Below are 13,224 nucleotides of genomic sequence, written 5' to 3'. Positions count from 1 at the left end.
TTTGTTATTCTTTTTCGTCAAATAAACTTGACCGTAAATGTCGGCTTTGGCTAAGAGGGCTGCGTCATATTCATTCGCGGAGGCGATCTTGAAAACTTCTTCCCTGCTGGCCGGCGTTGCGCTTGCTATTTCCTTCATCGCGGCTTCCTCGCCGGCTTCGGCCCAGGTCAAGGACAGCATCACCATCTACAACGCCCAGCATGAGGGCCTGACCAAGGAATGGGCGCAGGCCTTTACGGAAGAGACCGGCATTGCCGTCACCATCCGTAACGGTTCCGACCTCGAAATCGGCAACCAGATCGTCCAGGAAGGCGCGAACTCGCCGGCCGACGTATTCCTGACCGAGAACTCGCCGGCCATGGCACTCGTCGACGGCAAGGGTCTTTTCGCCCCTGTCGACCAGGCGACTCTCGATCAGGTTCCGGATGGCTTCAAGGCCGGCAACGGTCATTGGGTTGGCGTCGCCGCCCGTTCTACCGTATTTGCCTATGACAAGCGCAAGCTGAACGAAGGCACGCTGCCGAAGTCGATGCTCGATCTCGCCAAGCCGGAATGGAAGGGGCGCTGGACCGCGTCTCCGTCGGGTGCCGATTTCCAGGCCATCGTCGGCGCGCTGCTGCAGCTGAAGGGCGAAGAAGCGACCGCTGCCTGGCTGAAGGCCATGAAGGAAAATTCGACTTCGATCCGCGGCAACTCGACTGCGATGAAGGCCGTCAATGCGGGTCAGTTCGAAGGCGCGCTGATCTATCACTACTACTGGGCTGGCGATCAGGCCAAGACCGGCGAGAACAGCAACAACGTTCTCTTGCACTACTTCAAGAACCAGGATCCGGGCGCATTCGTGTCGATCTCCGGCGGCGGCGTGCTGGCTTCGTCGAAGCACAAGGAACAGGCCCAGGCTTTCCTGAAGTGGGTTACCGGCAAGGGCGGCCAAAAGGTTCTGCGCGACGGCACCTCGTTCGAATACGCCGTCGGCAAGGGCGAAGCCTCCAACAAGGCGCTCATTCCGCTCGCAGACCTGCAGGCTCCGAAGGTCGAGCCCTCGACCCTCAACAATGCCAAGGTCACCGACATGATGACCGCTGCCGGACTCCTCTAAAAAGTCTGCTTTGATAAGTTTGCTCTAAAACTCAGCAATAGATATTGCATGGAGACATCGCAGGGCGTACCTGCGATGTCTTATTCTTCTCAGGTCTGCAATGACGTCCACCACCGAGACCATGTTTTCGACTGCGCCGCGCCGCCGCTCTCCCGCGGGTTCGTCCTGGACGCTGACGATTGCCGTCGTGGTGGCCCTTCTGGCCCTTTTGCCGCTCGGTTTCGTGCTCTGGGCAACTGCGGCGACGGGCTGGGATACGGCGATCCAGCTGATTTTTCGCGGCCGCGTCGGCGAACTTCTCACCAATACCGTTCTGCTGATCCTCTTTACGGTGCCGATCTGCACTGCTCTTGCGCTGGCACTTGCCTGGCTGACGGAGCGCACCGATCTCCCCGGCGCCCGCTTCTGGTCTTGGATGGCGGTAGCGCCACTCGCCGTTCCGGCCTTCGTGCATTCTTATGCCTGGGTCGGCATGTGGCCGGCCATCAACGGCCTCGGCGCGGGCGTGGCGATCTCAGTCGTTGCCTATTTTCCGTTTCTTTATCTGCCGATCTCCGCAGCGTTTCGGCTGCTCGATCCGGCGCTCGAAGATCAGGCGGCCTCGCTTGGCCTGGCACCCTTTGCCGTCTTCCGCCGCGTCGTGCTGCCGCAATTGCGGCTGGCGCTCTGCGGTGGGGCGCTGCTGATCGGCCTGCATCTGTTGGCCGAATACGGTCTCTTCGCGATGATCCGCTTCGACACGTTCACCACGGCGATCATCGACCAGTTTCAATCTACGTATAACGGCGTTGCGGCCTATATGTTGGCTTTGGTGCTGGTGCTCTGCTGCTTCGTGCTTCTGGGCATCGAGGCCGGCTTGCGTGGGCGCCGGCGGTATGCCCGGCTTGGGCCGGGCGTTGCCCGCCATGTGAAGATCGCCAAACTCGGCGCCTGGAAATACCTGCTCCTGCTGTTGCCGATTGCCACGGCCGCCTTTTCGCTCGGCATTCCGGCGCTGACCATAGCCCGTTGGCTGATCGCTGGTGGCTGGAGCATCTGGAACGTCAGTGAGGTCGGTCTTGCCCTGTGGCAGACACTGGTCATCTGCCTGATCGGCGGCCTTGCAACGACAGCCGCCGCTGTGCCGATCGCCTGGCTTTCGATCCGCCGGCCGACACGTGCCAGCCGTTTCCTCGAGGGCTGCTATTATCTTGCAAGCTCCATGCCGGGCGTCGTCGTGGCGCTGGCGCTGGTCACCGTCACGGTGCGCGCTATCCTGCCGCTCTACCAAACGGTCGCGACCATCGTGCTCGCCTATGTCGTGATGTTCCTGCCGCGCGCACTTGTCAGCCTGCGCGCCAGTATCGCACAGGTCCCGGTGGAGCTGGAGCATACGGCCGCGTCGCTCGGCCGCTCGCCAGGCAATGCTTTGTGGTCCACCACCGTGCGACTTGCCGCGCCGGGTGCAGCGGCGGGCGTGGCGCTCTCCTCGCTCGGCATCATGAACGAACTGACCGCCACTCAGATGCTGGCGCCGAACGGCACCCGCACGCTCGCCATGGCTTTCTGGGCGCTGACCAGCGAGATCGACTATGCCGGTGCCGCGCCCTATGCGGTGCTGATGGTCGTCTTCTCCATGCCGCTGACATGGCTTCTCCATCATCAATCGAAAAAGATCGCCGGGCGATGACGCTTCTCCAACTGACCTCCCTGCGGAAAAACTATGGCTCCGTTGCAGCACTCGACGGCGTAACGCTTTCCGTGCCGGCCGGCAGCCGCACCGCGATCGTCGGGCCTTCCGGCTGCGGCAAGACCACGCTCCTGCGTCTCGTTGCCGGTTTCGACCAGCCGGACAACGGCACGATCACCTTCGACGGACAAGTGCTGGCCGACGGCTCTTCACATGTGCCGGCCCATAAGCGTGGCATCGGCATCGTGGCACAAGATGGTTGCCTCTTCCCGCATCTGACGGTGCTGCAGAATATCGGTTTCGGCATGACCGAAGACCGTGCTGCCAAGGAAGCGAGTGCCGCCGAGCTGATGAGCATGGTCGGCCTCGACCGTGCCATGCTCGCCCGCAAGCCGGACCAGCTTTCCGGCGGCCAGCAGCAGCGCGTGGCGCTCGCCAGAGCGCTTGCCCGCAAGCCGCGGCTGATGCTGCTCGACGAGCCCTTCTCGGCGCTGGATACGGGCCTGAGAGCTGCTACACGCAAGGCGGTGACGGATGTTCTCAGCGCTGCTGGCATCACCACCCTGCTCGTCACCCATGACCAGGGCGAGGCGCTTGCCTTCGCCGATCAGGTGGCGGTAATGCGCGCCGGCAAATTCGCGCAGGTGGGAAGCCCGCGCGACGTCTATTCGCGGCCCGTCGATCCGGCAACGGCTGCCTTCCTCGGCGAAGCGATCGTCCTGCCGGCGGAGATCGCAGATGGACGCGCGCAAAGCCCGCTCGGCCTTCTGCAGGTTGATGATCTAGGTTATCGCGGCCGGGCAGATATCCTGTTGCGCCCCGAACAGATTTCCGTCGTGGCAGAAGGCGAGGGGACGGCCGGCACTATTTCCGAAATCAACTTCTGCGGCCCGACATCGGATGCCCGCATTGCGCTTGGGGAAGGGTTTTCCTTCCGCCTGGATATTCCCAGCCGCGAGATGCTGCTGCCGGGAGATGCCGTTAAAATCGGTGTATCCGGCAAAGCTCACGTCTTCCGGTAGGCCTTCTCCACCCTGCTGAAATCAGAGTCGATTTCGTCGCTAATCAGCATGTTCCCGATGGAACCCGGGAACCCTGCTTCACGTTATCCGGCCATCAACGTGAAGGAATAATTCCATGCTGAAATGGGCGCTTATTTTCCTGGTCGTCTCGATCGTTTCCGGCTTCCTCGGCTTCTCGGGCGTTTCTGCCGCGACGGCCGGTATCGCCAAAATCCTGTTCTTCCTGTTCCTGGTGGTCTTCCTGATCTTTTTGGTACTGGCGCTCATGGCCGGTCAGGCCATCATGTAATTTTGGAAAACGCTGCCGCAAAGCCACCCGCATTCAAGCGGTGGCGATTTCCTTAAATCATCCGAAAACAAAAAAGCCCTGCCGAATTTCTCAAGGCAGGGCAAAATTGGGGAAAATCCACGCCACTAAGCGTGGGCAAGTCGCATTTGGCATATTTCCTGTCGTCCGACGAGGGCGATTCCGGATGATTCGGTACGGACAGCTGAGAAAATAGACGGATTGCCGACGCAAATCTTAAAATTTATGGAGTCTAGCGCTTTCTGAGGTACGGCAGCGCTGCCGCGAAAGCTAAAGTTCCAGCTGCCAGCAGCAAGATCGACCATTCTGTCAGATACCGTATATCCAGTCCATCTGCCCGATATTGCGAGTAAAAACCCTTTCTGAACAGCATAACGATGTGACAGATGGGGTTTAGCAGAAGATAGTCTTTGAATGGGGTGGGAAGCCCGTCCGGAAGGTGAAACACACCTGAAAGAAGCAGGAGAGGTCGCGTGACGACCGTATAAAGCTTTTCGTAAAGTGGAGAGTAGAAAAAGAACGCGCTGTTTAACATTCCAACGCCGAGGGCGAGCGTCCACGCAAAAGTCATCGCCAACAGGATTGGCGCAAAATTGATTTCCGTCACCTGACGGACATCTATGTGGCAGACGGCGAGGATGATTGACGAGACGACGATCCAAGTAATCGCTTGCAATAAAAACCGTGCGATGACCGGATCGATAGGCGAAACGATCGGATATGATAAAAGGCTTCTATTCGCATCGACAGCCTTAACGACATAGGTTTCTGTCGCTCTGTAAAGTTGGAAAGCAAGATATCCCGTAGCAAAAAACAGAATATAGCTGCTTCCGATGGGCGGGACATGGGAAATAGCGCCAAACAATACGCTCATTATTGCGATATAAGCCGCCGGCTCGAGAAACGACCAGATGTAGCCGCCTGGGTTATTGCCGTAACGCGTTGCCATTTCTCTCAAGAGAAACGCAGCTACGATCCGGATATGGTCTCTCATATATCGCATGCACATCTCGCCAAGAGGTGGTGGTGTCATTCTTATAGTCCGATTGCAGCTGGTCTATCAAAAGAAATCGGCCGAATCGGGATGGGTATGACGTTCTGGGATATTGGCGGTTTTCTTAAGGATGCCGCAGGAGGAACGCTTCTGATGGCGCCGCCGTCCTGCTATGCATTGCGCTGTCGTATGTTTAGATGGCTCCTCAGAGCCCCCTTGTTCGAGCCGTTCGCTCAGGGCGACTGCATCGCGTAGGCTTCGAAAATAGCAGTGCATATTGCCAAGGATAGATCAGGGGCCTCTGCCGGCGGGGCGTCCCAGACCTGAGCCCGATAGACTTCACCTTCCCAAGTGAAGGCGACAGGTGTTCCAGGCATAAGTGTTTCAGCCAAAGCAACGGCTTCATCAAGGTTGCGGGTGTAGTCGGGCATTTTTGTACGCTGACCACTTTTATCGATGAAGACTGGGCTGACTTTTTCGGTTTCTCCGGGCAGTAGCTGCTCGAAAGTCCGACTATAGCCGGCCAACAAGCCGATCATGATGTCGAGAGTCCGATGGGGCGCCTTCGCTTTTTTGAGGCGGCGCAACACTTCGTTTACATCATCCACAATCTGCCCTCGCTCTTCTGATCGGAGAACGTTGGTTCGTATCAGTCTTCTGATCTTTTCGGAAGACGTTGGGATATTGCGGAGGAGATCAATGGACGGTCTCAGGTTTGCTTAACCCATAGAGCCCTATGGGCCACCCGTTCGCACCGTTGAACGAAAAGCAAAAGGCCCCGTAAAAACAGGGCCTTGTGAGGTATCAGATGGTGGGCGTGACAGGGATTGAACCTGTGACCCCTACGATGTCAACGTAGTGCTCTCCCGCTGAGCTACACGCCCATCCGATGTCGGCGCATAGACCATACAGTAATCGGGTCGTCAACTGGTTTTGTGAGGAATTGCGAAGCTTTTTTGAAAGGCGCGCATTTCCGGGCATTTGAAATGAAAAACGCGCCGGTGAAAATCGCCCGGCGCGTCTAACATACTGTTTTATTGTGTTGTCCAGCGAGAATCGATCCCTTTTCAGGTCGATTCGAGCGCGAGCTTTGCCTCAAGCGGCGAGAAGTTTGTTCACTTCGTCGACGAGGTCGCGCAGGTGGAACGGCTTCGACAGAACCTTGGCGTCCTTCGGAGCCTTGCTGTCGGAGTTCAGCGCGACGGCCGCAAAGCCTGTGATGAACATGACCTTGAGGTCCGGATCGAGTTCGGTCGCCCGGCGGGCGAGCTCGATACCGTCCATTTCCGGCATGACGATGTCGGTCAGGAGCAGCGAGAAGGGCTCTTCGCGCAGCCGGTCGTAGGCGCTTGCGCCGTTGTCGAAGGACGCGACCTTGTAGCCCGCCTTTTCGAGCGCCTTCACGAGGAAACGACGCATGTCGTTATCGTCTTCGGCGAGAAGGATTTTCTGAATCATCTCGATGACCGTCATCCAATGCAATTTTAAGAGTTTTAGAGGCTTCTTACACTGCCAAAGCGCGGTAAACATCCGTTTAATGGGCGGATAAGAAGGTTTGATAGGGTATAGATAGTATGGACTTCACGTCGGGCAACTGGCAACATGAGCCCTTCAACAAGTTCATGACATGGTAAAGGCAGGATGGATTGCATAGCGGGCGATTTTGAACACTTCGAAGTGAGGGAGCCCGTGACGCAGACTATCCCCTTCGTATTCAATTCGCCTCATAGTGGCCGGATCTATCCTCCTGAATTCCTTGCATCTTCCAGTCTCGATGCGTTGGCGATCCGGCGTTCTGCCGACCATTTCGTCGACGAGCTGTTTGCTGATGCGCCCGAACTTGGTGCGCCGCTTCTCGTCGCCCATTTCCCACGCGCTTATCTTGATGTTAACCGGGAGCCCTACGAGCTTGATCCGCGCATGTTCGACGGGCCGCTGCCGTCCTATGTGAATATCGGTTCCATGCGGGTGGCCGGCGGATTGGGCACCATTCCGAGGATTGTCGCCGAAAATATGGAAATCTATCGCCGCCGACTGCCGGTGGGCGAGGCGATGTCCCGGATCGAGACGATCTATAAACCCTATCATTCCTGCCTGCGGAAGCTGATCGCCCGCACGCATGCGCGCTTCGGCACGGGGATTTTGATCGATTGCCACTCGATGCCCGGCAATATCCGGCTTTCAGGCTCGGATATCCGGCCGGATTTCATCATTGGCGACCGTTATGGCACCAGCGCCTCCGTCGAACTTTCGCGGGCCGCCATGCATTTCCTCGAAGGCATGGGTTTTGCCGCCGTGCGCAACAAGCCCTATGCGGGCGGTTTCATTACGGAACACTATGGCCGGCCGGTGCGCGGCCTGCATGCGCTGCAGATCGAGATCAACCGCTCTCTCTATGTGGATGAGGCGACGTTGGAAAAACGTGCCGAATTCCCGCTGATTGCCGCCGCGCTGTCGACTTTCATGCGTCAGATGGCGGAATTCGTCATCGATTTTTCCGGCTCCAGCAACGCGCTCGCGGCCGAATAACATCCCTACTTATCCACAGGATGATGACCTCTTCGCAGAGGTGATGGCTGGTGTTCGCGAATTGCGGGCAAAAAAAACCGCGCTTGTGGGCGCGGCTAAGTCTAGGGAGGAAACACCCAAGGAGGGTATTTACAGTCAAAGACTGTAGGATGAACTTAGTGCTGCATTGCACAAATGTCAAGCATGTATTTTTTGTGACTAAATTTTCATCATTTTTTGCGGGTTTGATAAAATTTGCAGCAGCCATTGCCTGAAATTTGTTTTTCGTCCTGTGGATAACCGAAATCGGTTTTCAGGAGCGAGCCGCTGTTTTAGAAAAGCGCATCCTGCCCACCAGAGGTTCATCCATGCTTCCCGACCGCGATTTCTTCGATGCGTTGGCCGATGCGGCCAAGGCCGAAACCCTGCCGCGCTTCCGCACCGGCCTTTCGGTCGTTAACAAGGTCGAAGGGGGGTTCGATCCCGTGACGGAGGGGGATCAGGCGGCGGAATCAGCGATCCGTGCGCTCATTACCGCAAGGTTTCCTGATCACGGTATCCTTGGAGAGGAGCACGAAAATATCGGCCTCGACCGAGAGAACATCTGGGTGATCGATCCGATTGACGGTACGCGCGCGTTCATTTCCGGCCTGCCCCTCTGGGGCACGCTGATCGGGTTCCAGTCCAGCGGTCGGTCCGTGATGGGCATCATGGACCAGCCCTTCATCGGCGAACGCTATTTTGCGGACGGTAAGCAGTCCTGGTATCGCGGACCGGATGGCGAACGACAGATTTCCGTGCGTGATTGCGGCAGTCTTGCCAATGCCACCCTGTTCACCACTTCACCGCACATCTTCACCGGCGAGGACCTTACCAAATACCGCTCGGTCGAGGAAAAGGTGCGGCTCTTCCGTTATGGCTGCGATTGTTATGCTTATGTGCTGCTTGCGGCCGGCCATATCGATCTCGTCGTCGAAAACAGCCTGAAGCCCTATGATGTCGGTGCGTTGATCCCGATCATCGAGCAGGCGGGCGGCATCATCACCACCTGGGATGGCGGACGCCCGGAGAACGGCGGTAATATCATCGCTGCAGGCAGCAAGGCTGTTTACGACGAGGCAATGAAGCTATTGGCCGGAAGGTAATAAGACGGCTGCATATGCGTGAGTTTGTCCCTTGGCCCGCAAGCGGTTGAGGGGCAATTTCAAACCCTGCTCAAGCTGCCGTTTCAGACAGCCCGTAACGACCGTCCTCCCCGGGCATAAAGGCCTCGATCGCGGCTATCAATTGGGCGCGGTAGATGTCGCGGTCCTGGAAAAGTTCGTGGCGGGCGCCGTTGACGGTGACGAGCTGCCCGGCTCTGAAATTGCGGGAAAGTTCCTCCTGCGCTCGGTAGGGAACGATGCCGTCCAGCACTGGCGCGAGGATCAGCGTCGGAATGGTAATCTTCGTCAGATGCGATTGGTGCGCGGCGCGGCTCATGGCGCGGAACGTCTCATGCAGCCAACGGGCGGTCGGTGGGCCGATCGTCAGCTCCGGGTGCGCGGCGGCAAGCTCCATGTTTCGATTGAAGCGAGCGGCATCCGAAGTCAGCGGATTGCCTTCGAAAGCGCGGCGGTTCATGTCCTTGCCGAGCTGAATGCGGCCAAGCCCCGTCCATGCCATGCTGCCGGCGACCGAGCGTATCAGACCTTCCGGAACGCCCTGGCCGGAGAGCGCCACATAAGGGGCATTCAACGCCATCCGGCTGATGCGGTTCGATAGGCGTGGAGCGGCCGATAGCGCGATCAGCGCGCCGGTCGAATGCCCGACGAGAAAGAAGGGCAGGCGGGCGTCGGGCAGGACGATGTGCTCGAGGAAGATCTCGAGATCCTTTTCGTAATCGGAGAAGCGGCGTACATGGCCCGCGCGCGCATTTTTTGTCAGCCGGTCGGAGCCGCCCTGACCGCGCAGATCATAGGCCGCGACCCAGAGGCCCATGGCGTTCAGGTCGCGGATCGTTTCGAAATATTTCTCGATACATTCGTTGCGGCCCTGCATCAGTACGATCGTGCCGATCGCCGGCGAACGTTCGGAGCGGAAGAGGCCATAGCGAATCTTTGCGCCACGGTGGCCGGTAAAATACCCCGCCGTATAGTTCTCGGGCGGCGGATTGTTCGGCATCTGACGGAAGATATCGTCTTGGGGATTTGCTGCTTCGCTCATAGAGGTAAGCGACAGCAGAGCGGTGATGACGTCAAGGAAAATGTGTGGTGTCGCAGCATACTCCCTTCTTCCCCTAGAGGCGGCTCGAAGAGCGGGTGAAGACAGCCGGGTTGGCGCAACGAACCCGACGGCAGAGATTGCCGAGCCATTCAGGCTATCAACGCTGGCGAAATCTTCCCCAAGGGAAAAAGGAGGTTGCTGCACCGTTTCCGGCTACTTATTTCCTGGTGCCGGCTGCCAGCATGAAGCCATCAAAAAATGCCGCCAGCTTTTCATAGGCATCAAGCGGCAGGATCTGCGCAACATATTGGTCGGGACGAACCACGACCATGCAGCCTTCGCTGCGGTCGATACCGCGCAGCTCGAAGATGTCACTGCCGCCCTTGAGGTCGGGGCAGAACATCTTCTCGTAGTCGCGAAGGCCGAGCTTGCCCTTGGCGGGAAGAAGCAAAGGCGGCATGGCCTCGACCTGCAATTCGCGATGCGCCTGCTGGAAGACGGCGCGGACATCGAGGATCGCGTCGATATCACCGCCTGTAGGCGTGTATTTCTTCACAGGTGAGGAGGGCGCGTTTGTCAGAAAATCGCAAAGTGCCGCAAGCGGTGACCCCGGCTGTGCCCGGTCGCCGGCTCCGGCGAAGGCATAAAGCCGCCATCGGCCGTCGGCTTTCGCCGCGTGTCCGAGCTCCATCGGCTTGGCGTCCCCGAGGCGGATGACAGGCGCGGAATGGAAACGGGCGCCGATCGCAAAACCTTTGGCGAGATGTTGGTGATTTGCCTCGCCTGTGAGCCTCGACGGGCTGTAGCGGGTGGCGGTGCCGGCGGTATAGCGGCCGGAGCGGACGAAATATTGCTGCACCTCCGCCGGATCGATGCCGGCCGGATTGGTCGCGGATTTCAACGGCGCGCTCAGCATTTTCGACCATTCGCGATCGAAATCGATCAGCTCGTTGGCGATCGCCTGACGTTCGTCGGAATAGCTGTGCAGCAGCTCCGGAGGCGAGCGGCCCTCCAGCACGGCGGCAAGTTTCCAGCCGAGATTGAAGGCATCCTGCATGGAAACGTTCATGCCCTGGCCGGCTTTCGGGCTATGGGTGTGGCAGGCGTCACCGGCAATGAAGACATGCGGCAGGCGCGTCGCAACGTCATCTTCCGGTACGTCGTCGAACTTGTCGCAGAGCCGCTGGCCGATCTCGTAGACCGACCACCAGGCAACCTCACGGACGTCGAATTTATGCGGATGCAGTACGCGCTGGGCGGCGGCAATCAGGCGGTCGATGGTGATGTTCTTGGCCGCGACGCGTTCGTTTTCGGCAAGCTTGTCGAGTTCGACATAGATGCGGACAAGATAACCGCCCTCACGCGGGATCAGCACGATACTGCCTTCGCCCGCCGACTGGATGACGCATTTCAGGCGGATGTCGGGAAAATCGGTCACGGCCAGCACATCCATGACGCCCCACGCCTGATTGGCGGAATCGCCCTTCAATTCGCGGCCGAGCGATTTGCGGACGGCGCTGCGGGCGCCGTCGCAGCCGACGACGTAACGCGCCTTGACGGTCTCGATCTCGCCTTCGTGGCCGGTCTCGGTGCGTTCGAGCCTGACCGTGACGGGATGGTCGCCAGCGGTTGCCGACGTATCGACATCAAGATCGGCGAGGCGGCGCGCATAATGTGGTTCCAGCCGGCTTGGCGAGCGGCGCATGGTTTCAAGATAGAAATCGTGGACGCGCGCCTGGTTGAGGATGACATGCGGCATTTCCGACAGGCCGTCCTCGACATCCTGGATACGGCCGTGGCGGATGATATTGCCGCGGTTCGCGTCATCGGGTTTCCAGAAGGCGGTCTCATTGACCCAGTAGGATTCCTTCAGCACCTTTTCCGCAAACCCGAATGCTTCGAACATTTCGAGCGTGCGGCAGGCGATGCCATCGGCCTGGCCAAGCTGCAGCGGGCCGGGTTTCTGCTCGACGATCGCGGTTTTGATGCCCGGGAAAGCAGCGAGCTGAGCCGCGAGGGTGAGGCCAGCAGGGCCGCAGCCGACGATCAATACGTCGACTTCGGTCGGCAGAGTTTCGGTCCGCTGCAATGCCTGTTCCGAGGGTTCGGAAAGGCCCGGATCGCCGGTGCGGAAGCCGTTGAAATGGAACTGCATGCCGTGTCTCCTCCAAGACCGTCGCGGACAAGTTGGGTGTCGGATATCGACGCCGGCAGCTACCCGCGGTTAAAGTGGGCAACGGTACAGCAATTGCCCGTCGCGATAATTGATCAGTATGCTGATTATCAGTATACTGTCAAGCGTTGCCGCGGATGTGGAGATGTGGGTGAGAGACAATAACGATATGCCGGGGCATCTCGCCCGACGGTTCCAGCAGATTGCGGTGGCAGTGTTTCATGCGGAGGCGGAAGCGGCCGGTTACGACCTGACGCCGGTGCAATATGCGGCTCTCGCTGCGATCAGCGCCAATCCGGGCATCGATCAGGTGACGCTTGCAGGCCTCATCGCCTACGACCGCACGACGATCACGGGGGTGGTGGATCGGCTGGCGCAGAAAGGACTGATCGAGCGTCAGGCAAGCAGCCGTGACCGACGGGCCCGCGAACTGACGATTACGCCGGAAGGTTCGAAGACACTCGAGGGGATCACACCGGCTGTCGAGGCGGCGCAGCAATCGATGGTGCGCGGACTGACGGCCGAGGAAACTGACGACCTGATGCGGCTGCTGCGTAAGGCGATTGCCGCCGGTAACGAACTAAGCCGGGCGCCCTTGCGCGGGATGCCCATGGAGAACGACAGGAAGACATCATGAGTGCCACGGTCCTCGCGGATCAGGTGACGACCATTCCGGTTCTGCAGACCGATCGTCTGATCCTTCGTCCGCCGGAAATGAAGGATTGGCCGCGCTACGCGCAATTGATGGCCTCCGACCGTTCGGTCTATCTGGGCGGGCCGCACGGCGAAACTGCCGCTTGGGGCATGTTCTGCCACGACGCGGCCCTGTGGCCGCTGATAGGGCACGGCGCGCTGATGATGGAGGAGCGCGAAACCGGACTTTGCCTCGGGCAGGTCGGTATCAACCACGGTCCTCTGTTTCCTGAAAAGGAGCTGGGCTGGTTCGTTTATCCGGAGGCCCAGGGCAGAGGCTTTGCCTATGAGGCAGCCATAGCTTTGCGTGATTGGGCTTTCCGTGTTCGCGGCCTGGAAACATTGGTGAGTTATATCCATCCAGACAATGTCCGCTCCATCCGGTTGGCGGAGCGGATGGGGACACTGCGCGATGCGGATGCGGCTCGCCATGACCCTGCGGATCTGGTCTTCCGGCATCTGCGAAACCACGTGCTCTAACAGTTGGTGCGCGGAAAAAAGCCGGAACCGGCGGTATCGGGGGACCCGCAAGGTTCCGGCGAGCAAGGGCTGAA

13 protein-coding genes and 1 tRNA gene are annotated in these 13,224 nt (G+C 59.0%); 8 read left to right on the top strand and 6 right to left on the bottom strand.

The genetic code is table 11. The features are described 5' to 3' along the window. Positions 1-88 precede the first annotated feature (88 nt). The 4 genes from KX729_RS09620 to KX729_RS09605 all read left to right on the top strand — a co-directional run bounded on the left by KX729_RS09620 (position 89) and on the right by KX729_RS09605 (position 4,079). Positions 89-1,099, top strand: a complete 1,011-nt coding sequence (locus KX729_RS09620; protein WP_246617498.1) for an iron ABC transporter substrate-binding protein — start codon at positions 89-91, stop codon at positions 1,097-1,099. Between the two features lie 100 nt (positions 1,100-1,199). After that, on the top strand, positions 1,200-2,768 hold the full coding sequence (locus tag KX729_RS09615) for an ABC transporter permease (RefSeq protein WP_219742213.1): 1,569 nt from the start codon (positions 1,200-1,202) through the stop codon (positions 2,766-2,768). Next, a complete protein-coding gene (locus KX729_RS09610; RefSeq protein ID WP_219742212.1) occupies positions 2,765-3,790 on the top strand; it encodes an ABC transporter ATP-binding protein in 1,026 nt (341 codons plus the stop codon). Before KX729_RS09615 ends, KX729_RS09610 begins: the two co-directional genes overlap by 4 nt. 115 nt (positions 3,791-3,905) lie before the next feature. After that, complete coding sequence (locus KX729_RS09605) at positions 3,906-4,079, top strand: DUF1328 domain-containing protein (RefSeq protein ID WP_219742211.1); 174 nt, start codon at positions 3,906-3,908, stop codon at positions 4,077-4,079. Between the two features lie 250 nt (positions 4,080-4,329). On the opposite strand, the gene KX729_RS09600 is transcribed toward KX729_RS09605, so the two are convergent. The 4 genes from KX729_RS09600 to cpdR1 all read right to left on the bottom strand — a co-directional run bounded on the left by KX729_RS09600 (position 4,330) and on the right by cpdR1 (position 6,549). Next, a complete protein-coding gene (locus KX729_RS09600) occupies positions 4,330-5,091 on the bottom strand; it encodes an ABC transporter permease (protein ID WP_246617497.1) in 762 nt (253 codons plus the stop codon). Between the two features lie 233 nt (positions 5,092-5,324). Then, positions 5,325-5,699, bottom strand: coding sequence for a hypothetical protein (locus KX729_RS09595; RefSeq protein ID WP_219742210.1), 375 nt, complete (start codon positions 5,697-5,699; stop codon positions 5,325-5,327). A gap of 201 nt (positions 5,700-5,900) precedes the next feature. Beyond that, positions 5,901-5,975: transfer RNA gene (locus KX729_RS09590), tRNA-Val, on the bottom strand. 211 nt (positions 5,976-6,186) lie between these two features. Further along, the gene (gene cpdR1 / locus KX729_RS09585) at positions 6,187-6,549 is read right to left on the bottom strand and encodes a response regulator CpdR1 (protein WP_037077221.1); all 363 of its coding nucleotides are present in this window, start codon (positions 6,547-6,549) and stop codon (positions 6,187-6,189) included. A gap of 183 nt (positions 6,550-6,732) precedes the next feature. Here cpdR1 and KX729_RS09580 point away from each other — a divergent pair, with 183 nt between their 5' ends. Then, positions 6,733-7,620, top strand: a complete 888-nt coding sequence (locus KX729_RS09580; protein ID WP_219742209.1) for an N-formylglutamate amidohydrolase — start codon at positions 6,733-6,735, stop codon at positions 7,618-7,620. Positions 7,621-7,967: 347 nt separating this feature from the next. Further along, positions 7,968-8,744 (top strand): histidinol-phosphatase, encoded by a 777-nt coding sequence (hisN, locus tag KX729_RS09575; RefSeq protein ID WP_219742208.1) that lies wholly within the window; start codon positions 7,968-7,970, stop codon positions 8,742-8,744. A gap of 70 nt (positions 8,745-8,814) precedes the next feature. On the opposite strand, the gene KX729_RS09570 is transcribed toward hisN, so the two are convergent. Both KX729_RS09570 and KX729_RS09565 read right to left on the bottom strand, forming a co-directional pair. After that, positions 8,815-9,804 carry an alpha/beta fold hydrolase gene (locus tag KX729_RS09570; RefSeq protein WP_219742207.1) on the bottom strand — a complete coding sequence of 330 codons (990 nt, stop codon included), beginning with the start codon at positions 9,802-9,804 and terminating at the stop codon, positions 8,815-8,817. 217 nt (positions 9,805-10,021) lie between these two features. Then, positions 10,022-11,959 (bottom strand): FAD-binding monooxygenase, encoded by a 1,938-nt coding sequence (locus KX729_RS09565; protein ID WP_219742206.1) that lies wholly within the window; start codon positions 11,957-11,959, stop codon positions 10,022-10,024. 169 nt (positions 11,960-12,128) lie between these two features. On the opposite strand from KX729_RS09565, the gene KX729_RS09560 reads away from it, so the two are divergent. Both KX729_RS09560 and KX729_RS09555 read left to right on the top strand, forming a co-directional pair. Further along, the gene (locus tag KX729_RS09560) at positions 12,129-12,614 is read left to right on the top strand and encodes a MarR family winged helix-turn-helix transcriptional regulator (RefSeq protein WP_219742205.1); all 486 of its coding nucleotides are present in this window, start codon (positions 12,129-12,131) and stop codon (positions 12,612-12,614) included. After that, positions 12,611-13,150 carry a GNAT family N-acetyltransferase gene (locus KX729_RS09555; protein ID WP_219742204.1) on the top strand — a complete coding sequence of 180 codons (540 nt, stop codon included), beginning with the start codon at positions 12,611-12,613 and terminating at the stop codon, positions 13,148-13,150. The genes KX729_RS09560 and KX729_RS09555 overlap by 4 nt, the downstream gene beginning before the upstream one ends. Positions 13,151-13,224: the final 74 nt, after the last annotated feature.

It is taken from the genome of Neorhizobium populisoli (assembly GCF_019430945.1).
In the GTDB taxonomy this organism is placed as follows: domain Bacteria; phylum Pseudomonadota; class Alphaproteobacteria; order Rhizobiales; family Rhizobiaceae; genus Neorhizobium; species Neorhizobium populisoli.
This window is presented reverse-complemented; position numbering and strand designations above follow the sequence as displayed.